Genomic DNA, 20992 nt, shown 5'->3' with positions numbered 1-20992 from the left:
TCGGGCGGTAGCGGTGCTGTTGATCGGGTTACGTTTTGTCTTCAGCGGTAATGGAGGCAGAGATGATCATCCCGCCCCAGTCGCGCTCGCCGATGCAGATCGGTACAGGGTTGCCGCTGGCCGTGGTGTTCTTGGCACTACCGAATGCGTAGGAGGGTGCGTTTTCAGGGGCCGCGCTTTGCTTGAGGCCGGCGGCCTGCGGGCTGAGCATCTGAATTACCCCTCCGAGCGCCAAGGAAGCACCAAGCGAATGTCCCCACCCTTGCATACCAGGGATGAAAGAAGACGCGACAAAAATGACAGCGCCTATAATCGTTTGCAGCAGGCCGGCGCGCTTGCTACCACTGACAATTGGTATAATTCGTAGATCACTTACACCCCTCCGATCAAATTCCGCTTCTCCGACGTTGACCCTGTTTCGAAAAATCGCAAATCTCATACCAAGCATATCTAGCCGCCTGATCTCCTCTGTGAATCCAGGAATCGTTGACTTGAGAGCCGCAAACACTTCCTTCACGCTTCCAGTTTCCAGAAGACGAAGGTGCAGCCTGCCAAACTTTTGTGCAAGCGGCCCCGAAAGCTTAATAGTGGTCATTGGCGAGTAATGTGCTGCTGTAGACATGCCATTCTCCGGACGATAAAAAGCCGCCAATCGGCGGCTGCTTTACGAAATACTGGTTAAAGGCAGTTCTTCACTGCTCTTTCGATAGCGGTACGGCCAACCCCAGGCATCCAAGCCAAACGCTGATAAAACATAACCGAGCTCCCACTTGCTGTTTTCTTTACTTCAAGTAGTTCGTCAGTCATTTGCATGGCACCGATAACTATGCGGTAGCCATTTTCAGTTTCAGACATAACCGCCTCAGACCTTGCGTCTTGCCACTTCGGGAAGACGCAAACGGCATATTCTTTCGGGGTTTTCTTGGTGGTTGCAGTTGTTGTGGGTGCGTTACTCTTCAGATCGCTAGGCGAAACACATCCCGCCAACAGCGCCAGGGCCAGCGCTCCTAAAATCAACTTCATACGGTTCACTCCTGTGGAAAGGTAATCACCTTATCACCGAGCATCCTGATGGCGCAGCATCAGGCGTGTGCGTTCGAGCCATGGCCCGCCAAAGACGATCAGCTCTGACGGCCTGCCGTACATGTGGTGCAACAGGAACGGACCTGGACCGAAAGTATCAGCAGCCTCACCAGGCAGCGTTGGGTCGGTGCCGAGGAAAATCCCTGCATGGTTCGGGTGAGCCGTGCGACCTACCTGCATCACGATCATGTCGCCGCGCTGAGGCTTATCTACCCGATAGAATCCCGCGGCCTGATAGTTGGCCTCGTACAGACTGATGCTGTCAGCACTCTCCCACCAGCCGTCGGCGCGCTTGAATGCCTCAAACTCCAAGCCCCATTCGCGCTGATACCAGTCGGCACAAACCTGCCAGCAGTCCCAGGCGCCGTGCACGAAAGGCCGCTTGAGCAACGGAACAGAGCCCGAGGGCATAACGGTGCGCATGTCGCCTTCGGGCCAGCTGAGGATATGCCAGGGCAGCGCCGTGGCCTCACACATTGCCAGGTCCCGCGGCGACGGCCTGCTAGTGGCGTCTGGGTGGGAATGAACGATGCCGATCACCTCTCCAGCGTCTTCAGCGGCGGCGTAATCCTCGACATCGATGCGAAACTCTTCGCTTGGCTCGGTGGCAGTGTTGCGGCATGGGAAATACTTCTGTGCCCGGCCAACCGCCAGCAAAAGCCCGCAGCACTCTTTCGGGTACTCCGCTGCCGCGTGCGCCTGGATCGCGCTCAAAATGTGTTTACGCATCTTTCAGCTCCGGGCAATGAGTGACACGGCGGGGAATCCACCGAATGGGTAGGGATTGCCCTCGCCGAAGCGGGGGATGCAGCCCCGCCCCAGGGTGGCGTCGCACACGTCCAATTCAGGATCATCGGTAACCAACCCGTCCTTTGTGACATAGGGGCCTGTGTAGCCACAGCTGGGGCCTCTGTACCCCCCCGTCAGACACCAGTGGCAGAGAGTGGTGGCCTGCCGCCCGATTGACTCGCCGCCTACGTCGCCCGGGCTGGCCAACTCCCAGCTGACAGCCTCCCCATCCTCGTTCGTTTTCTGGTCGATGTACCAAATCTCGATGGTTTCCTGGGTCGGGTCTGCGGTCGGATTGCCGCCGGGGAAGTTCTCGGCGTCGAGGTAGCTGCCCAGCGTGTGACGCATGGTCAATTTGAAGTCGGCCAAATCCTGAAACGCCAGGCAGAGCGCAGTAATGCGCCCGTTGACGTTGCCGACAGATAGCGTGGGCCGAACAGCGGTTCCATCGCCATTGGCTTCAATTCCGTCGATCTGCATCGGCCACGCGCCGTACTCCTCACCCTGCCAATAGATGGGTTTCGCTGGCAGCTGGTCAGCCTGTGCGCCGGCGGCCATCAGCTCCGCCGGGGTGTGAGGTATGGAATGACCGTGAAAGCGCAGGATGTCTGCGCCGAACTCGGTACCGTCCAACTCAAATAGCAGCACTTCGCTGCCAGGCTCGAGCAACTGGATATCACTGATCAGCGGCATACGTGCCTCTTATGGAAGAAACGATTGGGTGAAGGTGGTTGTAAGCGTGAACATTCCCGCGCCGTTGGGTGTGATTGCCGGTGCCGATGCGCGAAAAAAGGAAAGCTCACCAAGTGGAGGCGTCCAGAAGAAAGACTTGTGGCCGGCATGACGATCAAGAAAGCCCTTTATCTCCCTGGCCACCGCCTCTTTCACCACAAACGTGAGCGGCCAGCTGTCGACTAGGTTATTCGGGCCGTCGCCAACAACCTGCTCGTATCCGCTCCCAAACTTTGATGTTCGGTTGCGGTATTCAGGTGCACTGGTGGCCGAAACCAGCGGGCACCAGGTGAACGTTTCAACGGCCATTAACGAGCCTCCAAATCTGTCCGCCAGGTTGAGTTTGTTTAGCGATTTCCTGCTGGGCACCGCGCTGGGCCACGTCGGCATACGCTTGGCCGAGGGCCTGCGTATCTTGATCAGAGGCTCCGCCCTGCGCCGCCGGCACCTGGAACGATTGGTTGATGGTCACACCACCGCTCATGGCGGGCTTGGCGGCAGATCCGCCTGACAACCCAACGTAGCCACCGTCTGCATAGCCGCGCTTGTTCAGGTTGACCAGGTAATCTTTCATGCCGGGTTTGTTCACCACCTCCTTGCGGATCACTACCTCGTCTCCGTGAACAACCCCTTTCGGCTCCATTTTCCCGCCTGGCCCTGTCCACCCCCCGTCAGAAAGCCCGGGCCATTGGGACAGGATGTCGGCGGAATATCCGGCGGCAGTACTTCCAAGCGATGCCGGCGCCGCACCACCACCGAACGCACTACCAATGGCAGAGCCCAGGGCCCCGCCTGCAATGCTGCTGAAAACTCCTGAGGCGGCCGACTGCAATGCCATTTTTGCAATCATCTTGGCGAAGCTTTTGGCCACATCACCAAAGCTTTGATCGGCACCGAAAGCGAAATCCACAGCAGCGTCGGTCAGCCCGTCGTACAGCGATGTGAACGCCGATTGGGCCTGTCCGGCAACGTCCTTGGCCTGGTCGTTGAAGTTCTGAAAAGCAGCGGATGCGCCCAACGACCAATCGGCCCTGGCCAAGTCCTCGTCTTCGTAATACTTGCTCTGCATCGCCGTGCGTTTGTCGAGTGCCGACCGCAGTGCCTGGGTTTCCTTGTCGTACAGCTCAGTGCTGAACTGGTCCTTGTCGCTTTTGTTGTAGTCGGAGGTCAGCTTGTCCATTTGCGACTGGTAGGACTGCTGAATGCTCAGCTGCTCCTGCAGACGCTTGCGCTGCTCATCGCCAAGCCCAACACCGGCCAGGTTGTTGTCCAGCCCCTGCTGGGCGCTGGCGAGCTGGCTTTTCAGGTTCTCATCGAACGCCGCGAGCTTTTTCCGGGTCTCCAGCCCCTTCTCGCGCAGCGTGTTTTCGGCCTCAAGCGCAGCATTGCGTTTCAGCTGGGCGGTGATCAGCTCCTGGTTCGCCAGCAACGACTTCTGGTCGGCGGTGAGGGTTTTCTTGCTCTTGATGTCCGCCAGCTGCTGCTCGAACTCCACCAGCTTTTTGGCATTCGCGCCCAGGGTCTGGCTGGCGGCACTCTGGTCACCGATCAGGGCGTTTTGCTGCTGTAGAACCGCATATTGCTGCTTGGCCTGGTCGAGCGCCTTAATGCCAGCGTCCTCTCGGTACTGAGGGGTCTTGGCGGCCTTCGGATCTTTGTATTTCTCGTTGATTGCAGCGATATCTTTCGTCTGCTGATCAGCAGGGATCAGCAACGACTTATCGCCGGACGCGCGCGCCTGGATGATTCGGCGCTCAACGAGCATTCGATACTCACCCAGCTCCCGAGCGCGCTTGTCGGCGTTGCTCTCCGTCTCCTTACGGAGTTTGTCCAGGGCGAGCTGATCGGCTAGCGCAAGCTGTTGTTGCTGCTGTTGGAACCCGCGCGCGGCGGCCCGACGATCCTCCTCAGCTTTCAGAACAAGCTTTTGGGTTTTCTCTGCTTCGAGGGCTTCGACACGAAAGCTATCGTCAGGCGCCAGGTTGTTGAAGCCGTCAGACTTATTCAGCTTTCGCGCATTGGCGATATCGTTGAGCTGCTTGTCCAGCGCCGCAATCTGTTGATCAAGCGTGTCTGTGCGGCCGATGTTCAGGGCTGCGTCCCACGCGCCCTTCGCGGCGCTTTTTACGGCATTCCAGCTTGTCTCCAGATAACCCAAACTCTGTTTTACTGAGGCGGAAGTGCGATCCATCCCCTCTCGGTACGCGGTGTTGGCCAGCGCCGCAGCTTCCTGGGTTCGACCCTGTTCCTGGAGCGCCTTGATTTGCTCGTACGTCGTCGCTGTCAGGAAATTCATCGACTCATTGAGAGCGAGAATTGCCGCCGCCGGTTCCCTGGCGATCTTCTCGAAGTTTTTGACCGTCTCCTCGGCGGCCTGGCCCGTAGCCGATTCAAACCTGATAGCCGATGCCGTGATGCTCTCGAAGGCCTGAACCGGAATGCGTGTGGAACCGGCCAGCTGTGCCAGAACGGACGCAGCCTTGCCGACCGTGCCGTTGGACTGGGCAATCTGCTGGGCAAGAGTTGAAAGCTGCCCGGCGGTGGTGCCAGCGGTGTTGCCTGTCATCGCCAGAGAGGTACTGTAAGCCGTGGACTCATCGCTGCCCTGCTTGTAAGCCAAGGCCAGCACGGCAGCAGCTGCCGCTGCAACGGTGAACGGGTTCACCAAGCCGAGGACGTAGCCGCCCAGGGCCTTTGCAGCGGGAACCACGCCGCCGAACATATCCTTGAGCTGGCCGCCCTGCTGCAAAAACACCGTCATGGGGTTCTGGCCGGCCTGCAACGACACTGCAATATCAGTGAACTGTGCAGGCACCCCGCGCAGGTTGTTTGCGTATTGCTTGGCGGTTTGGCCGTTCTTAGCCATGACCTTGTCGGTCTGCTCAATAGCGGCGCGCTGCTCGTCCAGTTTTTTCTTGTAGACGTCAAAATCGGCGGGCGGCAACCGGCCAGCCTTGCGATGGGCCTGGAGTTGCTCCTCCATTTTGTCCAAGCGCCCATAGGCTGCGACGACAGGGTCGATGCGGCCAACCAGCTTATCCAGTTCCTTGGCCTGGTAGGCCGCTTCCTTGGTGGTGGACTTGAGCTTGCGCTCCGCCCTGTCCATACCCTTTTCGAAGCCGCCGGTGTTCGCCACCAGGTCGACCGTCAGTTGGCCAAGTGAATCAACAGCCATAAATCACCTCTTGACCGACTGCAAAAGCCTGAACAGATCCTGTGGCGATGCCGCAGCCTCCTCTTGGGGCTCACCGCGCTGCGGCAGGAAGTCTTCAAAACTCGCCTTTCCGCCGTGCACGTTGTTGAGGATGGTGGCCAGCAGGGCGAAGCCCTTCTCGAGCTTGAGCCCCACATTCAGCGATCCGTTCTGCTCGACATACGCCATCCACGAAAGCGCCTCGTTGTACGTGAGGCTGGCTTTCGCTTCGGCGATCGTTCGCCCGCCGATGCCGTTAAGCACCAGCTCATGCCAAAACTCTTCGGCGGGCCCTATTTTTTTGGCTTGTCCGTCGCACCGGCCCCGTTCGCTTCGGAAATAGCGTTAAGCAGGACGATGGTCAGCTCGGCCGAGAGAGGACCGTGTCCAGCCTCTTCAGAACCCAGCACATCCGCCACCGTGAATACTGGCGTACCGTCTTTTTTCAGGACGTTGGCAGCGATTCGGGTAGCGAGGAAATCGGCCCCCTTGTCCTGTTCCTTCCAGCGCTCGGTGAGCTCTACAAACGACTCCTGCCGAATGTAGATCGATGCCTTTTGCGGCTTACCGCCCGAGTGCCAGGTGATGTCCTTCTTAACCGGTGGCGGAGAAAACGCACCGGCGGCCTTCAGGGCCTGAATACTGAGGTCCATGGATATTCCTTATGGTGCGATGACTTTAGGGACAAATACCGGATCGCCCGATACCTGGATGCCCACGGTGGACTTCACAACGTCATTCAGCGCGAAGCTGAACGGGAAGCTGTTCATGTAGCCCTCGAAAGTGATCCAGGTGCGGGTGTTCGGCAGGTTGAAATCGACACCGGCATCAATAGCGGCCGACGCTGTAGCACCGGTCCCGGCTCCGCCAGTCAGCGCTACCGTTGGCGCCGAGGTGTAGCCGCTGCCGGCGTTCGTGATAGTGAAACCAGTCACCGCACCGCCTGAAACGGTTGCTGTAGCGGTTGCACCGGTACCGCCGCCACCAGTCAGCGCGACAGTAGGCGCCGTGGTGTAACCAGTGCCTGGGTTGGTGAGCAGCAACCCAGAAACAGTGCCTGGCTGGCTGATGGTCGGTGGGATGCCTTCCAGGTCGCCCGCACTGTTCACGACGCGGCCGTCAGACCAGCCAATTGCCCATACCAGCTTGGTGCCGGCTGTCTTCAACTGGTGGAGGCGTACGTGTGCCGGCGACTGAGGGTCGATGTTCAGGCCGAAGGATGCAGAACCAGGCTCAGCCAGGCCCGCCTCGTATTCGCGGGCACTTGAGTTCATGCAGGTCGTTTCGATCTGCGCGATGCTGGTGTCGATCCCGTCCAGGGAGGTGAAGCAGCCAACCACCAACAAGCTATTGTTGGCTGGATCAATGGCATAGAGGTCCGTGCCTTGGGTTTTAATGGTCAATTTGTACTCCCCGATTTTCCTGGAAAATCACTGTTGAGCGGGCATAAAAAAACCCGCCTAAGCGGGTGGTTCTTTTCTGGTTTACAGCTACAAACTCACCAGCCAGGCGACGTCGAATCCTTTGCGGTAGCTGTGGGTGTCCTCGTCCTTAGCGTCGATCCCAAAACCGGTGATATAGGCGTGCTGGCCAATCACCCGGCGCAGCGCGCTCACTACCTCGTCGGCGGCGGATGCTGTTTCAGCGTATACGTCGACCTGAAGGCCGTAGCGATCCGTGCTTGGTACGCAGTTGATGAAGTTGATCGGCGAGCCGGTTACGACTTGCCAAACGGCATAGGGCCGCTCGGTCCCCTCTGGCGCCTCGCCATGCGGATAAAGGCGCGTAGGCCCAGTTCCGAGCAGCGCGGTGACCGCGAGGCTGGCGGCGCACACTTGGAAAATAGGCGCGATCATTCATTCACCCCCAGTTTGATCAGCTGATACTTCGCCGAGCTGAGGAACTCCTGGAACAGCTGTTCACGGTTGTTCGCCAGGGCAGGCCGAAGGAAAGGCTTTGCCCGATTCTTTTCGGTCCCGAGCTCAACCCACCACCAGTAGAACGTGTTGCCGCCCTTCTGGCCCTTTTTCCGCATCCTCACCCCCACAGAGATGACTACGGCGCCAATCTCTTCGCCAAGGGCTTTGCGCTCCACCATCGCCAGGTTGGCCGGAATGAAGTTTGCTGTTTCCGGGTCATCGATGCGAGCTGCGCGATCCTTCGCATCCAGCAGAACAATGTCCATGGCATCCTTGGCCGCCGGCGTGACCACTTTGCGGCGCAGCTCCTCCGTCAGCCCCTTGAACTTTGCAGAGAGCGCGTCAGCACCTTTGAGGTTGTAAGTGACCCAATCAGCCATCGCTCACCCCCGTAGATACAACCATAGTCAGGTACTCCTTACCTGAGTTTGGATCCGCCAGGGGCGGCCCTAGGATTTTGCAGACTGCTCCGGTCGACAGTACGATGCGCATGTCAGAGGTGATGCCGGCTCGGTAACGAACCACGACCCTGCTCTTTGCTTCGGATTGAACGGCCTGGGCAGCGATAAAATCCCGGGCGCTCAAGTCCTCGATGGAAGCCCACACCTTGGCGAAGTCAACCCATTGGTTCGTGAGTTGCTCACCAGTCTTAGGGTCTTGCACGGTGACCTTCTGCTGGATACGAATGCGGTGCCTCAGTTTTCCTGCCTGCATTAGAAGCGCTTCCTATACCAAAGCAGCCGGTCAACCGCGAGAGGAACAGCTGATGGAGCCGCACCGGCAACAACCGCCTCACGGTTTGTGTACCAATGCCCGACGAGCAGCAACAGCGCCTGCTCGACGTCCCGGGTAAGACCCATTTCAGCGGGATCGACCGGGTCACCATCCACGAGCTTACGGTCGCAGTGCTGTTCAACATGAGCCTTGGCCGCTTCGAGGTAGCCGCCGATCAAGGCGTCTTCTTCGTCGCCATCGACCCGCAAATGCATCTTCAAAGTGGCCAATTCGATCATCTACTTATTCTCTTTAGGTGCAGCGGCTTTATTTCCCTTCGCGGCAGCCGATTTCTGACTATCGGCGGCGCCGACCTCAACCGCCAGCCCCTTGCCGATCAGCGCATGTGCGTACTCATCGTCGACGCCGCTGAACTCCTTACCCGCCTTGATCTTGGGCGATTCGGCGCCGAGCAGTTCTGCATTGCCGACGAACCCCCACAAAGTCTTGATGTCCATGCTGCCTCCAGAATCAAAAAGGCCGACTAAATGTCGGCCTTCCCAGGTTGGATGAATTACGGTGCGACAGCGAACTGGCCCTTGACCAGCGCTTCGCGGCGGCGCACGCCCAGGCCCAGTCGCTCTTCAACCAGCAGCGCGATCTCGTTGCGGATGAACTGATCGTTGATCAAGCCCATCTTGAACTGGAACGCCATGCGGTCGAACAGAGTGCTCGATCGGGCGAAGTTGGCCACCAGGAATTCACCCCCGGTATCTACGTCACCTTCATCCATGCTATCGGAGGTGATAACTGGGCGACCCCACAGGATCGGCGTCACCAGGCCCTGCAGGTTGGCGAACAGATAACGATTTTCGCCATCCTTCTGCAGCTCGATGTTCATCCAGTCCAGCTCTGTCATCACCACGCCATCGGCGGACATTTGCGACTGCTTGCGCACCTGGTAAATGGCACGTCGCACCAGGTCAATTGCCGTATCGCCCGCCTTGCTCAGCGCCGCGTTGTAGGTGGTCGCCTGGGTCATAAGGCCATTCAGGTTTTCACCGGTACCATCGCCCTTCAGGATCTGGCCTTCTTCCTCGAGCTTTAGGTCGTAGCGCAGCAGCTGACGCAGGTAGGCGAACATTTGCGGCACATCGGAAAGCACTTCATCGGTGGCCGGCATCCACACAGCAATTTTCTTCACGCGGTCCGTCGCGGTGGTGAAGGTAACGTTGCTGGTTGGCTTCAGCCCGCCTTCTGCGACCGGGGCAGCGCCGCGGGTGTGCACGTTTTCTCGGAAATAGGTGTAGCTCTGGCCGGTCACCGGAATGGTGGTGAGGAGGTCACGGATGCGCAGCTCTTGGCGAATGCCGGGCTGGATCACCGGATCATAGATCGGCGCGACGATGCCGGCGCTACCGACCTTCATTTCCTTCATGCCAGCCAAGTCCGACTTGGTGACTTCGATATCGGCCATGCTGACGCTTTTCTGCTGCAGGCCCTTGTAGTTTTCGTGCGTACCGATGAGGTCAATAAACGATTTGCCCTCGGCCTGCTGCCCGCGCAGCTTGACGCCCTTCTGCTCAAGATCCTGGACCTGGTCAATCACGCGCTGCAGATCGTCTTTCTGCTTGGAGATCTGTCCCTTCAGATCGGTGGTGACTTGATTGCCCTTTTCAACTTCGGCAATCGCAGCGTCGTACTTCGCCTGCAAGCCGGTGAAACCGGTCTTCAATTGCAGCTCGAGGGAATCCTTAAGTTCTGCTACTTCGCTCATGGCGACACTCCAAAATGGTTGGTGAATAACGTGGAAATTGATTTCAGCTCTTCCACGATCGCCGTGGCCTCGCTGCCGCCATCACGGCGTAGCGCGGGGTAGCCGAGCGAAGCGACTGCCGCCGCTTCCTTCTGTGAGAGGCCCATGCGATCACGCAAAGCCGTCTCAAAAAGTCGAATGTTAGATTTGACGCTGAGGACTTCGGCCTCGGTGTTCATGCCGAAGGGGACGAAAGATGCCTCCCACAGCTCGGCTGACTTGATCACGCGAACCTGACGGCCGGCACGCTGCTCGAACGTCGCTTCAATTGTGTTGAAACCGATGGACATACTGTCCAGCGAACCGTCTTTCATCAGCTCGTAGGCATCTCGCGCGTAGCTGACTGCAAGATTGACCTTGCCCTTGAGAAACAGCCCTCTATCGTCCTGAGTGAACTCAGAGTTACCGACAAGGCGGGTCAAGTCGTGATATAGCGCGAGCTTGAGCCGGCCATTGCGGGCGGTTTTCACTTTCGTGAAAGCGCCCTTCAGAATGACGTCGTCACCGTCGTCGACGTTGTCGAACACAGCCGCGTACCCTTCAAAATTGCCAGCGTCATCGGCAGCTTTTACCTCGAACGGACAATCAAGTTTTGTCAGCATTTTTCTGCATCTCCCACCGGGTCACCCGGTCATATTCAGGGCCATCAAGTGGTGGCAGGTTTTCCTTTCGGCGGACTTCGTTGACGCTCATCCAGCCAGACCCACCAGATCCGCCTAAGGCTGCGGCGAATAGAGTGGCCCGGCCAGCACTGTCGGCGCGCTGCAAGCCCTCAACTGTGAACTCGACGAAACGAGAGTACTTTCGATAAATCTTGTCGTTCAGTTCGTCTTCGACGACGTCGATGTAGGGCTTCAATCCAAATGTGATGAAGCCGATGAGCTGCTGTTCCAGGTTGGAACCCATGATGGAAGTCTTGCCGGCGCGGTTCGCCAGCCAAAGGGGAACGCCGTATATACCGGCCAGGGCCTCTTCCTGAAACTGCTGAGACTCAATGAACTGCGCATCACGCTGGCTCAGGCCGGCAGGGACGATTTTGGGGTTACCCTGCAGGATGGCCATCTTGCCAATGTCATCCACGTCGCCCTTGCGCACATCGGGAAACTTTTCCATGACCTGGGCCTGCTGAGCCTTGGTCAGGAAGTTCTCGTAGATGACATATCCGCCGGTGAACCCGCCCTTGCGCATAAATCGCGATGACCATTGCTGCCCGGCCTTCGCCAATCCCATCGTTTCAGCCTGGTATTCAATGGGCGACAAACCCACTACCCCATCAAGGCTGAAAAGCTTGAAATGCAGCATGTTTTCTGGAGAAACCGGAAAAGGATCTCCGTCTTTCGGCGTCACCCAATAAATCATGTCTTCATCGGTGTCGATGGTGACGGTGTTGCAGTCCAAGGGCACCAAGCCGATGGGCTCGCCGTTTCGATTTCGCTCGATCAGCGCGAACGCATTACCGCGTAGAGCCATATTCACCACGACGAACTTGAGGAAATTCAGCATCGTCATGTATGGGTTCGGCTTGCGCAGAAGCTTGAGCGATCGATCATCACCAGAAACCAGCTTTCGGCCATCCGCCGAATCGTCAAACAGCTTGAGAGGCAACCCACTCAACGATTCCGAAAGGATCTTCACGCAAGACCAGACCATGCTGATCGACAGCGCGGTCTTGGTGGTGACGGTGACACCGGACTTCGTGCGCTTGCCGCCAATTTCCATGTCGACCTCGACATAGTCACCGGTAGTCGGGTCGGTGTAGCCGAAAAAGCCCCAGGTGCGGGGGTTGTACCAGCGAAATTCCATGGTCAGCCTACTAGTCCGAAAAAGCCGTTATTGAGGTAGTCGTCCATGCCGCCAAGCGCCTCTGGATTGAGAGAAAGCAGCGATACGGCGTTGAACGTGGCCATGAGTGGGTCAATTTTCGCGGTGCCCGACGCCTGTTTGGTGATAAGGAATGCGTTCGCCGAGGGCACGCCCTTCGCGTTACCGCAGGCCCAGGCCATAAGCGGCTGACCGCAGTGCAAGAACGCGCCTTCAGCAAGCTTGCGCTCGGTGGTTTTAATCGCCCCGGTGAGCTTCCAGCCCTGGGATATGCCGATAATTTTGTCCTCCTCGACGCCCGCATCAGCCAGGGCATCAAGCACAGCGCCAATACCGGCGGGGTCAAGGCCAACTTTGTCCAGCAAACCGGCCTGATTGATGCGGGCCACCGTGGCGGCGAGGTGCTCGACGTCATCGCCGATCTTTTTCACCAGGGTCAGATCACCAACCGCCGCAAGATCCATGAGGCGCGGGGCTTCGGTCTTTCGGCGTGTAAGCACAGACGGGTGAGCGTATGCATGAGCCCAGTGCAGCCAGGTGCGCGAGTCACGAACTCGGCCCATGACTGCCAGGCCCAGCAAGTCATCGAGACCACCACCGTCGACACCGACGACAATCACCTCGCAACGCTCGATCAGTGAGTCGAGCGTCAATCCGGCTTCGGCCTGCGGCTCCCAGAAGTCTGCGCCCACCCAACTGTCCGACATCAACGCAAGGCCGATCTCGATGTTCAGGAATTTGGCCAGGAAGCCGCGTACCTCAGCCTCACCATCCATCTCGGCTTGCATAAACAAGCGTTCGAGGGTGGGCCTGTCCACCGAGTACCCCATATTCGGGTTCACCAGGTGGAAGTTCTCAGGCCGCCGGGCCTCTCCAGTCTCGATCATCTCGGGCGGAAACTCGTAGATCACCGGCAGGAAGCGCGGGTCTTCGATTCGACCCTCCCGCACACCACGGGCATAGCTCAGTTTCGATCTGAAGATGCCGGCAGGAGGCTCGTTTGACTGAGTCGTCAGCCAAATAATGAAGCCCTCAGGCCTGGACAGCAGCCCGCCAGTAGCCTCACGGATCATGTCCGGGGCCTTGACGTTCTTACCGAACAGCCAAGCCTCATCGATCAGCACGCCCACGGCCTTTTTGCCACCCACCACATCACTGTCAGCCGCCACTACCTTTAGCGTGGCGCCTGTTTCGCGGTGCGTGATGAGTTTCAGGTGCGGCTGAACGTGAAGCAGCGCGCTCAACTCTTCGTCATGCTTGACCATTGCCGCGCACGGCTTGAAAGCGTTGTCGGCAATTTCCTTGGTGGGCGCCAAGATGATGAATTCAGCTTCAAGCCGCCAATTGCGAATCAACGCCGTCAGCATGATCGCGGCAGCGATCGTGGACTTGGAGTTCTTCTTCGGGATGCAGAGGAAATACTCGCTGATCAGGCGGTGGCCAGTCTCGCTGTTGTAGCTCCCAAAAATCGCGCCAGCAAAGTCGATCACCCAGGGCGCGCAAGCCGACTCAATAGTTGGGCAGCCTGGCGCGTCGACGATCTTGAGCGAGCGAAAAACCTCCAGGCCCTCTTCAGCTTCAGCTGGAAAAAGTGGTGCTGGGATTATTGATTCACCGACAGAGAGGCGCCGCCACCAGTCCGGGCAGGCAGTTGTCCATTGCATGGCCTACCTCTTGACTACAGTGAGCGGCGGCTTGCCGGCGGCGTATTTGCCTTTCCCCGCCTCTTTGGCGGCATCAGCCTTGATTTCTTTCTTACCAGCCTCGCCCTTTTTGCCGTGCACATAGGGCACGGCTGTCTGCGCTGCGTTTCGGCGGTCAAAGATTTTTGCCCTGGGCTCATTCATCAGAGCCAAGAGCCAGGCAAGGGGATCTTCGGTAGTCGGCAGGCAGTCGAGGTACTCACCGCCAGCTTCATCCTGTTCGGGGGCTTGGTCGTCAGCGCTTGGTTTCTGCTTGCGCTGCTTTTCGGGTTTAACACTCAGCTCAGATCGGCGCGCAAGAATTGCACTGCAAATCTTTGGGTCATTTGCCCAGCGGGAACCGGCGGCGGATGCCGTGGAGGCCTTACAGCCTGCGGCTTCTGCCGCTTCTTTGTTTGACGCACCCCGGGCCTTAGCGTCAACAAACTGTCGTTGTTTGTCTGTTAACACCATTAACAAAATACCTTGGGGTCGGGAAAAAAAGTGCGAATGGGATCGGGCGCGGTCTGGAAGCGATACACCCACTATATTTAGACCCCCCCCTCCATAGCAATCCTCAATCGCACCATTTCGGTGCAATTCAGATGGGAATTCCTATCATTTGCGGGTGTCTACCAGGACCGCACACCGGCTGCCTCTTCGGCCTGCTTGATCGAGTCGTGGCATGGCTTACACAGGGTCTGCCAGTTGTTCCTATCCCAGAATAGCGCCATGTCGCCGCGGTGAGCCTCTGTGTGGTCTACGACTGAGCCTGCTGTCACCCTACCAAGCCGCTCACAGTAGACGCAGAGTGGATGGGCATGGAGCCAGCCCTCGCGCGCCTTTTGCCACTTGTAGCCGTAACCACGCTGGGCGGCGGTTTCCTTCGTGGCTCGCCAAGAGTTGGTGTTCACGGCCACAAGGCGATCAGGCTGGGTCTTGACCCTGTTTGCCAGTGTCTTCAGCCTTCCCATCTGGTGGTACTCCGTCATTCGGCTTAGGTGATAGCACTGATGCTGCTCGCTCTGCGGCGATTCTCAGCCACTTGACTGCCCTGCTTCGGCGGGCCGCACATCCTGAACAGGCCATCACTCCAGTTCAATCGTGAGGCCGTGACGTAGGACCCAGTCAATCAAGCCAGGTGCGATCTCATCTCGGCGTGTGAGCCAATACCACACCACTGCACAGTTGAGCAGTGGCATCACCCACCAGCCGAGGGTGATCTTCAGTTTTAATTCAATGCTTGCCATCACTCAACTCTCAGGATGCGGGCGACGTTGCCCTTGGCACGACACACCAATACAGCAGCCAGACCATAGAAAGCGGTGTTGAACCACGATGCATCAGCGAACTCACCTTCCAGCACCATGCGGCCTACCAGGCTCACGCACTGCATGCCGGTGATGGCGCACGCGGCCCAGGCACACAGCGATACCGACAACTTGTAGCGACTGTCAGGGTATGGGCGATAGCGCAGACCGATCATGATGAAGATGACCGCGCATAGCGCAGCCTGAACAATGGAAACCATTTAGCCCTCCTTCCTCGCCCGAAGGCGGAAGAACCATTGCAGCCAGCGAGGCATTACGCCTGTGTGCATCCACTCAAGGATTCCGGTGGCAACAGCCACGCAGATCGCACCACAAACGAAGCCGCTGAATCCGGCTGTTTTGGTCCAGGCAAGCCCCAGTAGCTCGGCAGCGCCGAAATAACCGCCAATCCAACCGGCGAAGAGATAACCAATGCGACGCCAAGTTGGCATGGCGTCCGCAGCAACAACAAATAGGAAGGCACCACCAAATGCTCCGACCAATGCAGCAAGGTCGATGGTGGGGAATGCCGCGCCCAAGCCCACGCTGGCAAGAACACCAGTTACTGCCAAGGCGCCGGTGCTCGGTTCGGCCATGGGTGTACTCCAGAAACGAAAAAGCCCCGCACGATGGCGAGGCTAAAAATTAGATTCCGTGCTGCTATTGTTTACAGCTAGCTAAGAAATGCTTGCTCTTGATGCTCTAAAGACCTCAAAACATCACCAATACGCTCATTCGCTCCAACGTAAAGCGTGCTTGCAGAACGCCAATCATCTTCAGCAATCTCTGCCGATGCAGCCAGCGTTACGTTAGCGCACAAGGAGGAGAGCTCACTTGTCATTTCTCTGATTTCAGCATCACTAACTCTCACCTTCATGAGCGAAACAGCCCTGAAGTTGGATCTCGCTACTTCATCAAGACTCTCAGGGGCAGGAGTCTGACCCCACTCCCCCGTCTCATGAAAAGAAACCAAGTCATGGGTCTGAATCATACTTGTGGAACGCATCATGTCCGCGATGGCTATCTGCAGATCACCCAAGGCTTTTCTCTGCAGGTCAATACGCTGCAAAAGCAGAACCTCCTTTCGCCTCTCAACTCGCGACTCTCTATCAAAACCAGCTTTCCGATTTTCCGTCCAGGAATCGAACACAGCCTTCAACACAAGACCCACAACAAGAGTTACCACCGGGAACCAAACCGCAGAGCTGATGGAATCCATTTCCCTTTCCTTCAATAACCATATCGTAGAAAGCAAAAAGCCCAACTCAGGGTCGGGCTTTGCTCGCGGAAAAACCGCAAAGTAACTTAAATCTATATATCGTCCCCGGGCCTGTCAAGCAGCCTGGCGACGAATATCTAAAGCCCCATCAATCCAGGCGACGCCCGCCTTCCAGAGCTGCCGCGTCTTCTCTTCCCCGAAGCCCATCTTCTTACCAACCTCCATTAAGGAGCTGTCGAGCCTGGTGTAGTACTTCATTAGAACCTGGCCGCATTCCGGGTAGCGCTTGAGCAGCCGCCCCATCAAGCCATCGATCATCAGGGCATCGTCGTCGGTGATCATTGGCGAAAGGACGGTGTTCTCACGGGAGGCGCAGCACGACACACCGGAGCCCAGTACAACCCAGCGGCCCCAATGCTCCAGCAGATCCTCAGCAGTACGTTCTCTAAAGCTCGGTGTGAAGGCCATGGCTCAATCCCCTGTGTAGTTGGTGCCACCGGCGCCGCGGCGGTTGTTCTGTTCGTAGTAATCGGAAACGTCCATGGATACACGGGACATCCGCTGATCTATCTGCTTGCAGGCAATCCGCAGGTTTAACCCCAGCTGGGTGACCAGATCCTGCAGGCCCAGCGCCTCGCCATTGTCGAATCGAACCCAGCCCGAGGCGTGGCAATGGAGGCAGTCGAGCTCGTGGAATACACCGCTAACTACTGCCCTTCCTTTGCATACTGGGCATGTCTTGAGCGGGATCACTTCCTTGTGGAGGGCGGGGCCTTGCTGCTTTTTGATCATTTTTAAACCTCGCCCTTAACAAATTGTGGTTCCGGCTCGCAGGCCCCGCCGTTCAAGGTGTCTACGAGGTTTTGCGAATCTTCATATCTAACGCCTGTCTGCTCGTGGATCGCCTTGAAGCCACGCTCATCTAGCCAGTTGTGCCACTTCACCAGAGCCAGGCGGCGTTGCTCTTTGGCCTGGGTGTTGATGTAGGTGGAGGCGATCTTGCCCAGCGAGTGGTTGAGCAGCATCTCGCCGATGTGCCCGTCGACGCCGAGGTCAGTCCACGCAGTGCGGGCGACCTTGCGTAGGTCGTGACTGGTCCAGGCGCCCTGCCCTAGCCGTGTGAATACCGCGCTTGCTTGGTTATCGCTCAGCGGCTTGCCACGGCGCGATGGGAATAGGAAAGCCCCCTCGTATCCCTGGGCGGTCTGGCGGTCACGGTAGCGGCGCAGCAACGCGCACACTTGGTCGGTCAGTGGCACGCGCAGCTCGGTCTTGGTCTTGGTGTGTTCTGCGGGGATGAACCACTCACGCTCTGGCTGCGCGATGTCAGCCCAACGGGACTGACGGGTCTCACCGATACGGGTGCCGTGGCACAGCATCATCAAGGCCAGCATGGCGTCACCCGGCGCGCTGTCGAAGCGCTCGGCCAACAGGCTCACCAGGTCTTGCAGCTGCACGTCACGCAACCGCGCCGGCTTGGGCAGGATCCGCGCCGTGGTGAAGTTGACGAACTTCATTTCCGCCATCGGGTTGACCGGGATCAAGTCAAGCTTGCGGGCCTGACGGAAGGCCACCGCGAGCAGCCGGTACAGCTGCTGCACGTAGGACAGCGATAGTTCGGCCTGGGCTGGCCACATCAGCAGCTTGTCGAGGGTCTGGGCGCTCACGTCGCGCAGCAGCAGATCGTCCAGGCGCGGCTTGAGCTGGCAACTGATGGCCGACTTGCCCGCAGCCCGACGCTTGTCGGAGAGCGCACGCGACTTGGCCATGCGATCACCGAACCAATCGAGTAGCTCGCCCACAGTCACCCAGCCTGAAACACTGGCCGCGCTGTCGGCAGCAACCCGCAAGCGCACCGCCGGCAGTGCGGCGATCACCTGCTTGGTATTCAGGTCGGGAAAGCCGCCGATGCGATGCCATTTGCGCTTGTTGAGCAGGTACCAGGAGCCGCGCGTGCGATTCTTGGCGAAACGGAAGTGCAGCGCCGGGTGGCCGGCGTCCCGCAGATCACGCACATGCTCAAGCTTGGCATTGCGGGCAATCTCGGCATCTGACAGCTTCACCGTCAGGGTTTTGATTTGGGTGTTCAAAACGCGCCCTCCTCCGGATTAAGGAGGTCGATAACCTCAAACGTCGACGGCCACATCTGGCCGCCGTATCGAACTGCCATGGCCCTATCAAAAAAGAGCGCTAGCGCATGATCTGGTGCACTCCCCAGGTCTATCTTGGATGAACAGCAAAACACCGCGTAGCGGTACAGGTCAGGCTTCGGAACCGCAAGGCGGGGATCTGCCATTAGAATTGATCCTTTTGTTTGTAGCGGTCAGCCATGCTGGTGACCTTTGCAGGCTTGGACGGCTCAACCCATCCAGCAGCCAGTTGTTCAAATCGGCTGTACTGCCCGAGGAAGGCAGCACGCACGGTGCCACCGGCGATGTCACGGCCCTTGCCAATGATGATTTCGGCAATACCCTTCGCTTCGGAATGCTCGTGGTAAACCTCGTCGCGGTAGACGAACAAGATGATGTCGGCGTCTTGCTCAATGGCGCCGGATTCGCGCAGGTCAGAGCACATTGGGCGCTTGTTGGGGCGTTTTTCGCACTCACGCGAGAGCTGGCTGAGCAGAATCACCGGGATGCCCAGTTCGCGAGCCATCAGTTTCGCGGTGCGGGTCATGTGGCTGACTTCCTGCTCTCGGCTGAACGTGCGTGAGTCGGAGTCCACCAGCTGCAGGTAATCGATCACCATCAGGTCCAGGCCGTATCGGCGCTTGTGACGACGGGCAGCGGCGCGCATCCGGTTCATCGACATCGATGCGCGGTCCGATAGGTACAGGCTGGAGTGCTTGAGCTTGCTGGCGGCACTCATCAGCTCGGCGCCATGGCTGTGCGGGGCCTTTCCGTTCTTGATCAAGTGCAGGGGGATACGCCCTTCGGACGCCATGAAACGGTCCATCAGGCCGGTGTTATCCATTTCGAGACTGAACGCCATCACGCTCTTACCCTCACGGATAGCGGCATTGGATGCGATGTTCATGGCCAGGGTGGTTTTACCCATGGCCGGGCGGCCCGCAATGATGATCAGTTGGCCAGGCTTCAAGCCCTGCAGCTTCTCGTCCAGATCGGGAATGCCGGTGGATAGCCCGTCAATCTCGTCACCCCGGTCGGCACGGGCCTGAAGCACTTCGATGTAGTCATCCAGGATGTCCTCAGCCTTGATCACCTCGGACGTGGCCGACTGGCTGTCGACCGCCTGGGCCTCGGCCTGCACCGCTGCCACCTTGTCCACGGTGGTCTGGTCGCCGTAAGCGATATCGTTGATCCGAACGCTCAATGCGATCAGTGATCTATCCAGGCTGCGCTCACGAACGGTTCCGGCGTACGAGGCAGCGTTCGCAACGCTTGGAGTGTTCCGGGCGATATCGGCGGCGTACGCGAAGGCGGGAGAACCGCAAGGCAGGTCCCCGACACGAGCGCCGATAGTCACGATATCCACCGGCTGGCCTGCGCCATGTAAGTCCAAGATGCCGCGATAGATGGCGGCGTTATCCTCGTAGTAGAAATCCTCGACCGACAGGTCAGCACTGAGCAAGTCGATCAACTCAGGGCGCAGGAACATGGCCCCCAGCACACCGTGCTCGGCCTCAAGGCTGTATGGGTCACGCATTGAAATTACCCTCGATCACCTTCACGAAGTTGGTCGGCGCAATGAGCCAATCGAACACTGCGCGGAACGGTTTGCCGGCTCGCCCTTCTGTCTGGCCCATCAGGAAGGGGCTAGCGGCGACCAACTTGAAAAAGTCCGACCAGAAATCGAGATCCTGATGAACCACACTCTCATTCCACCGGGCGTTGAGCGTGGCTACACGGCTCTTGGTGATCATCACTACCCGAGGAAGCCCAGGAAGGGTTTCGTTGAACAGATCGACGATGGCCTGAGTTGGGCATTTCGGCTTGGAGGCTTTCGACGGATTTGCATCAACTCGAGAAGGTGATGGTTCACTTGATGGTTCTATTACGGTTCTGGGTGCGGCTGCTGCGGGGGGGGTGTGCTTCTCCTGCGGGGGTGGTGGTGCATCTGCTGCGGGGTGCACCTCCTGCGGGGGTGCGTATGCTGCGGGGGTCAGGGTGTACATAGTCGATCGTCCCATACGCTCGCGAAATGACAGAATCCCAGTTGTCCCCAGCCACTTAATTGCCGACTGAACCGTGCGCTCACCCAGGCAGGTGCGCTCAGCGATACGAGCAACAGAAGGCCAGCAAACACCCTCGTCGTTTGCGTTATCAGCCAGCGATATCAGGACAGCCTTTTGCGGGCCGCTCATGCCTTGCAACGGCCAGCACAGGCTCATGATGATGGTACTCATGCGGAAACATCCTGGGCAGGTGCCAGGGACGCCTTCAGGTGACTGAGGCATTCCCGGCGAAATTTGGATTTAGATGCGTGCGAGTACTGGCCGCTGATCATCAGCGCGGCATCCATCGCGGCGGATTGATTTGTTGTGAGGTGTCGTGACACGTTTTTAGAGGTGTCGGAAAGTGTCGCGACATCCCTCGAACTGTTGACTGCGGGGGTTTTATTGATCATTATTCACCTCGAAATAAAGCTGTACTAAGCCGCCCTGCCAGGCGGTTTTTTTATGCCTGCGATTCAGGCGTTATGGGTGTCCGGCGCATCCGTGGTAGCTTTTTGCTTCCACACGAAAAGGTCACGG

General features: G+C 58.2%; 31 protein-coding genes. All 31 read right to left on the bottom strand.

The window, feature by feature from the left end:
- Positions 1–28 precede the first annotated feature (28 nt).
- Positions 29–622 (bottom strand): tail assembly protein, encoded by a 594-nt coding sequence (locus KVH01_RS02530; protein WP_217880348.1) that lies wholly within the window; start codon positions 620–622, stop codon positions 29–31.
- Positions 623–678: 56 nt separating this feature from the next.
- A complete protein-coding gene (locus KVH01_RS02525) occupies positions 679–1023 on the bottom strand; it encodes a hypothetical protein (protein WP_217880347.1) in 345 nt (114 codons plus the stop codon).
- A 33-nt stretch (positions 1024–1056) separates the two neighbouring features.
- Entirely contained in the window at positions 1057–1812 is a 756-nt protein-coding gene (locus tag KVH01_RS02520) for a C40 family peptidase (protein ID WP_217880346.1), read from the bottom strand.
- Positions 1813–1815: 3 nt separating this feature from the next.
- Positions 1816–2565, bottom strand: a complete 750-nt coding sequence (locus KVH01_RS02515) for a phage minor tail protein L (RefSeq protein WP_217880345.1) — start codon at positions 2563–2565, stop codon at positions 1816–1818.
- A 9-nt stretch (positions 2566–2574) separates the two neighbouring features.
- Positions 2575–2913, bottom strand: coding sequence for a phage tail protein (locus KVH01_RS02510; protein ID WP_034134212.1), 339 nt, complete (start codon positions 2911–2913; stop codon positions 2575–2577).
- A complete protein-coding gene (locus KVH01_RS02505) occupies positions 2903–5779 on the bottom strand; it encodes a phage tail tape measure protein (protein ID WP_217880344.1) in 2877 nt (958 codons plus the stop codon). Before KVH01_RS02505 ends, KVH01_RS02510 begins: the two co-directional genes overlap by 11 nt.
- Positions 5780–5782: 3 nt before the next feature.
- Positions 5783–6061 (bottom strand): phage tail assembly protein T, encoded by a 279-nt coding sequence (locus tag KVH01_RS02500; protein WP_318836562.1) that lies wholly within the window; start codon positions 6059–6061, stop codon positions 5783–5785.
- A gap of 29 nt (positions 6062–6090) precedes the next feature.
- Positions 6091–6450: a phage tail assembly chaperone family protein, TAC gene (locus KVH01_RS02495; RefSeq protein WP_217880343.1), complete on the bottom strand. Its 360-nt coding sequence runs from the start codon at positions 6448–6450 to the stop codon at positions 6091–6093.
- A gap of 9 nt (positions 6451–6459) precedes the next feature.
- A complete protein-coding gene (locus KVH01_RS02490; RefSeq protein ID WP_217880342.1) occupies positions 6460–7200 on the bottom strand; it encodes a phage tail tube protein in 741 nt (246 codons plus the stop codon).
- An 87-nt stretch (positions 7201–7287) separates the two neighbouring features.
- Positions 7288–7653: a DUF3168 domain-containing protein gene (locus KVH01_RS02485; RefSeq protein WP_217880341.1), complete on the bottom strand. Its 366-nt coding sequence runs from the start codon at positions 7651–7653 to the stop codon at positions 7288–7290.
- The gene (locus KVH01_RS02480) at positions 7650–8096 is read right to left on the bottom strand and encodes an HK97-gp10 family putative phage morphogenesis protein (protein ID WP_217880340.1); all 447 of its coding nucleotides are present in this window, start codon (positions 8094–8096) and stop codon (positions 7650–7652) included. Before KVH01_RS02480 ends, KVH01_RS02485 begins: the two co-directional genes overlap by 4 nt.
- The gene (locus KVH01_RS02475) at positions 8089–8430 is read right to left on the bottom strand and encodes a phage head closure protein (protein ID WP_217880339.1); all 342 of its coding nucleotides are present in this window, start codon (positions 8428–8430) and stop codon (positions 8089–8091) included. Before KVH01_RS02475 ends, KVH01_RS02480 begins: the two co-directional genes overlap by 8 nt.
- Positions 8430–8729: a head-tail connector protein gene (locus tag KVH01_RS02470; protein WP_034134205.1), complete on the bottom strand. Its 300-nt coding sequence runs from the start codon at positions 8727–8729 to the stop codon at positions 8430–8432. The genes KVH01_RS02475 and KVH01_RS02470 overlap by 1 nt, the downstream gene beginning before the upstream one ends.
- Positions 8730–8948 carry a DUF7302 family protein gene (locus KVH01_RS02465; protein ID WP_217880338.1) on the bottom strand — a complete coding sequence of 73 codons (219 nt, stop codon included), beginning with the start codon at positions 8946–8948 and terminating at the stop codon, positions 8730–8732.
- 56 nt (positions 8949–9004) lie between these two features.
- A complete protein-coding gene (locus KVH01_RS02460) occupies positions 9005–10207 on the bottom strand; it encodes a phage major capsid protein (RefSeq protein ID WP_217880337.1) in 1203 nt (400 codons plus the stop codon).
- Positions 10204–10848 (bottom strand): HK97 family phage prohead protease, encoded by a 645-nt coding sequence (locus KVH01_RS02455; protein ID WP_034134202.1) that lies wholly within the window; start codon positions 10846–10848, stop codon positions 10204–10206. The genes KVH01_RS02460 and KVH01_RS02455 overlap by 4 nt, the downstream gene beginning before the upstream one ends.
- Positions 10832–12049, bottom strand: coding sequence for a phage portal protein (locus tag KVH01_RS02450; protein WP_217880336.1), 1218 nt, complete (start codon positions 12047–12049; stop codon positions 10832–10834). The genes KVH01_RS02455 and KVH01_RS02450 overlap by 17 nt, the downstream gene beginning before the upstream one ends.
- Positions 12050–12051: 2 nt before the next feature.
- On the bottom strand, positions 12052–13731 hold the full coding sequence (locus KVH01_RS02445) for a terminase large subunit (protein WP_217880335.1): 1680 nt from the start codon (positions 13729–13731) through the stop codon (positions 12052–12054).
- A gap of 3 nt (positions 13732–13734) precedes the next feature.
- Positions 13735–14223, bottom strand: coding sequence for a terminase small subunit (locus KVH01_RS02440; protein ID WP_217880334.1), 489 nt, complete (start codon positions 14221–14223; stop codon positions 13735–13737).
- A 158-nt stretch (positions 14224–14381) separates the two neighbouring features.
- The gene (locus KVH01_RS02435; protein WP_217880333.1) at positions 14382–14723 is read right to left on the bottom strand and encodes an HNH endonuclease; all 342 of its coding nucleotides are present in this window, start codon (positions 14721–14723) and stop codon (positions 14382–14384) included.
- A gap of 114 nt (positions 14724–14837) precedes the next feature.
- Positions 14838–14999, bottom strand: coding sequence for a hypothetical protein (locus tag KVH01_RS02430; protein WP_217880332.1), 162 nt, complete (start codon positions 14997–14999; stop codon positions 14838–14840).
- Positions 14999–15280 (bottom strand): phage holin family protein, encoded by a 282-nt coding sequence (locus KVH01_RS02425; RefSeq protein WP_217880331.1) that lies wholly within the window; start codon positions 15278–15280, stop codon positions 14999–15001. The genes KVH01_RS02430 and KVH01_RS02425 overlap by 1 nt, the downstream gene beginning before the upstream one ends.
- A complete protein-coding gene (locus KVH01_RS02420) occupies positions 15281–15655 on the bottom strand; it encodes a putative holin (protein ID WP_217880330.1) in 375 nt (124 codons plus the stop codon). It lies immediately after the preceding gene.
- Positions 15656–15732: 77 nt separating this feature from the next.
- The gene (locus KVH01_RS02415; protein ID WP_217880329.1) at positions 15733–16278 is read right to left on the bottom strand and encodes a hypothetical protein; all 546 of its coding nucleotides are present in this window, start codon (positions 16276–16278) and stop codon (positions 15733–15735) included.
- 114 nt (positions 16279–16392) lie between these two features.
- The gene (locus KVH01_RS02410; RefSeq protein WP_032903592.1) at positions 16393–16746 is read right to left on the bottom strand and encodes an antiterminator Q family protein; all 354 of its coding nucleotides are present in this window, start codon (positions 16744–16746) and stop codon (positions 16393–16395) included.
- A gap of 3 nt (positions 16747–16749) precedes the next feature.
- Positions 16750–17067: a hypothetical protein gene (locus KVH01_RS02405; protein WP_404821999.1), complete on the bottom strand. Its 318-nt coding sequence runs from the start codon at positions 17065–17067 to the stop codon at positions 16750–16752.
- Between the two features lie 5 nt (positions 17068–17072).
- A complete protein-coding gene (locus KVH01_RS02400; RefSeq protein WP_217880327.1) occupies positions 17073–18368 on the bottom strand; it encodes a tyrosine-type recombinase/integrase in 1296 nt (431 codons plus the stop codon).
- On the bottom strand, positions 18365–18574 hold the full coding sequence (locus tag KVH01_RS29675; protein ID WP_034117627.1) for a hypothetical protein: 210 nt from the start codon (positions 18572–18574) through the stop codon (positions 18365–18367). The genes KVH01_RS02400 and KVH01_RS29675 overlap by 4 nt, the downstream gene beginning before the upstream one ends.
- The gene (gene dnaB, locus KVH01_RS02395; RefSeq protein WP_217880326.1) at positions 18574–19944 is read right to left on the bottom strand and encodes a replicative DNA helicase; all 1371 of its coding nucleotides are present in this window, start codon (positions 19942–19944) and stop codon (positions 18574–18576) included. The genes KVH01_RS29675 and dnaB overlap by 1 nt, the downstream gene beginning before the upstream one ends.
- Complete coding sequence (locus tag KVH01_RS02390; protein WP_217880325.1) at positions 19937–20644, bottom strand: helix-turn-helix domain-containing protein; 708 nt, start codon at positions 20642–20644, stop codon at positions 19937–19939. Before KVH01_RS02390 ends, dnaB begins: the two co-directional genes overlap by 8 nt.
- Positions 20641–20865, bottom strand: coding sequence for a hypothetical protein (locus KVH01_RS02385; protein WP_217880324.1), 225 nt, complete (start codon positions 20863–20865; stop codon positions 20641–20643). The genes KVH01_RS02390 and KVH01_RS02385 overlap by 4 nt, the downstream gene beginning before the upstream one ends.
- Positions 20866–20992 lie beyond the last annotated feature (127 nt).

Source organism: Pseudomonas khavaziana, from assembly GCF_019145205.1.
GTDB lineage: Bacteria > Pseudomonadota > Gammaproteobacteria > Pseudomonadales > Pseudomonadaceae > Aquipseudomonas > Aquipseudomonas khavaziana.
Note: the sequence above shows the minus strand (reverse complement) of the source record. Positions and strands in the feature narration are given on the sequence as shown.

Excerpts from the sequence above, each read along its gene's own strand:
- KVH01_RS02530 (WP_217880348.1), bottom strand. The coding sequence starts at position 622 with ATGTCTACAGCAGCACATTACTCGCCAATGACCACTATTAAGCTTTCG.
- KVH01_RS02525 (WP_217880347.1), bottom strand. The coding sequence starts at position 1,023 with ATGAAGTTGATTTTAGGAGCGCTGGCCCTGGCGCTGTTGGCGGGATGT.
- KVH01_RS02520 (WP_217880346.1), bottom strand. The coding sequence starts at position 1,812 with ATGCGTAAACACATTTTGAGCGCGATCCAGGCGCACGCGGCAGCGGAG.
- KVH01_RS02515 (WP_217880345.1), bottom strand. The coding sequence starts at position 2,565 with ATGCCGCTGATCAGTGATATCCAGTTGCTCGAGCCTGGCAGCGAAGTG.
- KVH01_RS02510 (WP_034134212.1), bottom strand. The coding sequence starts at position 2,913 with ATGGCCGTTGAAACGTTCACCTGGTGCCCGCTGGTTTCGGCCACCAGT.
- KVH01_RS02505 (WP_217880344.1), bottom strand. The coding sequence starts at position 5,779 with ATGGCTGTTGATTCACTTGGCCAACTGACGGTCGACCTGGTGGCGAAC.
- KVH01_RS02495 (WP_217880343.1), bottom strand. The coding sequence starts at position 6,450 with ATGGACCTCAGTATTCAGGCCCTGAAGGCCGCCGGTGCGTTTTCTCCG.
- KVH01_RS02485 (WP_217880341.1), bottom strand. The coding sequence starts at position 7,653 with ATGATCGCGCCTATTTTCCAAGTGTGCGCCGCCAGCCTCGCGGTCACC.
- KVH01_RS02480 (WP_217880340.1), bottom strand. The coding sequence starts at position 8,096 with ATGGCTGATTGGGTCACTTACAACCTCAAAGGTGCTGACGCGCTCTCT.
- KVH01_RS02475 (WP_217880339.1), bottom strand. The coding sequence starts at position 8,430 with ATGCAGGCAGGAAAACTGAGGCACCGCATTCGTATCCAGCAGAAGGTC.
- KVH01_RS02470 (WP_034134205.1), bottom strand. The coding sequence starts at position 8,729 with ATGATCGAATTGGCCACTTTGAAGATGCATTTGCGGGTCGATGGCGAC.
- KVH01_RS02465 (WP_217880338.1), bottom strand. The coding sequence starts at position 8,948 with ATGGACATCAAGACTTTGTGGGGGTTCGTCGGCAATGCAGAACTGCTC.
- KVH01_RS02460 (WP_217880337.1), bottom strand. The coding sequence starts at position 10,207 with ATGAGCGAAGTAGCAGAACTTAAGGATTCCCTCGAGCTGCAATTGAAG.
- KVH01_RS02455 (WP_034134202.1), bottom strand. The coding sequence starts at position 10,848 with ATGCTGACAAAACTTGATTGTCCGTTCGAGGTAAAAGCTGCCGATGAC.
- KVH01_RS02450 (WP_217880336.1), bottom strand. The coding sequence starts at position 12,049 with ATGGAATTTCGCTGGTACAACCCCCGCACCTGGGGCTTTTTCGGCTAC.
- KVH01_RS02445 (WP_217880335.1), bottom strand. The coding sequence starts at position 13,731 with ATGCAATGGACAACTGCCTGCCCGGACTGGTGGCGGCGCCTCTCTGTC.
- KVH01_RS02440 (WP_217880334.1), bottom strand. The coding sequence starts at position 14,223 with ATGGTGTTAACAGACAAACAACGACAGTTTGTTGACGCTAAGGCCCGG.
- KVH01_RS02435 (WP_217880333.1), bottom strand. The coding sequence starts at position 14,723 with ATGGGAAGGCTGAAGACACTGGCAAACAGGGTCAAGACCCAGCCTGAT.
- KVH01_RS02430 (WP_217880332.1), bottom strand. The coding sequence starts at position 14,999 with ATGGCAAGCATTGAATTAAAACTGAAGATCACCCTCGGCTGGTGGGTG.
- KVH01_RS02425 (WP_217880331.1), bottom strand. The coding sequence starts at position 15,280 with ATGGTTTCCATTGTTCAGGCTGCGCTATGCGCGGTCATCTTCATCATG.
- KVH01_RS02420 (WP_217880330.1), bottom strand. The coding sequence starts at position 15,655 with ATGGCCGAACCGAGCACCGGCGCCTTGGCAGTAACTGGTGTTCTTGCC.
- KVH01_RS02415 (WP_217880329.1), bottom strand. The coding sequence starts at position 16,278 with ATGGATTCCATCAGCTCTGCGGTTTGGTTCCCGGTGGTAACTCTTGTT.
- KVH01_RS02410 (WP_032903592.1), bottom strand. The coding sequence starts at position 16,746 with ATGGCCTTCACACCGAGCTTTAGAGAACGTACTGCTGAGGATCTGCTG.
- KVH01_RS29675 (WP_034117627.1), bottom strand. The coding sequence starts at position 18,574 with ATGGCAGATCCCCGCCTTGCGGTTCCGAAGCCTGACCTGTACCGCTAC.
- dnaB (WP_217880326.1), bottom strand. The coding sequence starts at position 19,944 with ATGCGTGACCCATACAGCCTTGAGGCCGAGCACGGTGTGCTGGGGGCC.
- KVH01_RS02390 (WP_217880325.1), bottom strand. The coding sequence starts at position 20,644 with ATGAGTACCATCATCATGAGCCTGTGCTGGCCGTTGCAAGGCATGAGC.
- KVH01_RS02385 (WP_217880324.1), bottom strand. The coding sequence starts at position 20,865 with ATGATCAATAAAACCCCCGCAGTCAACAGTTCGAGGGATGTCGCGACA.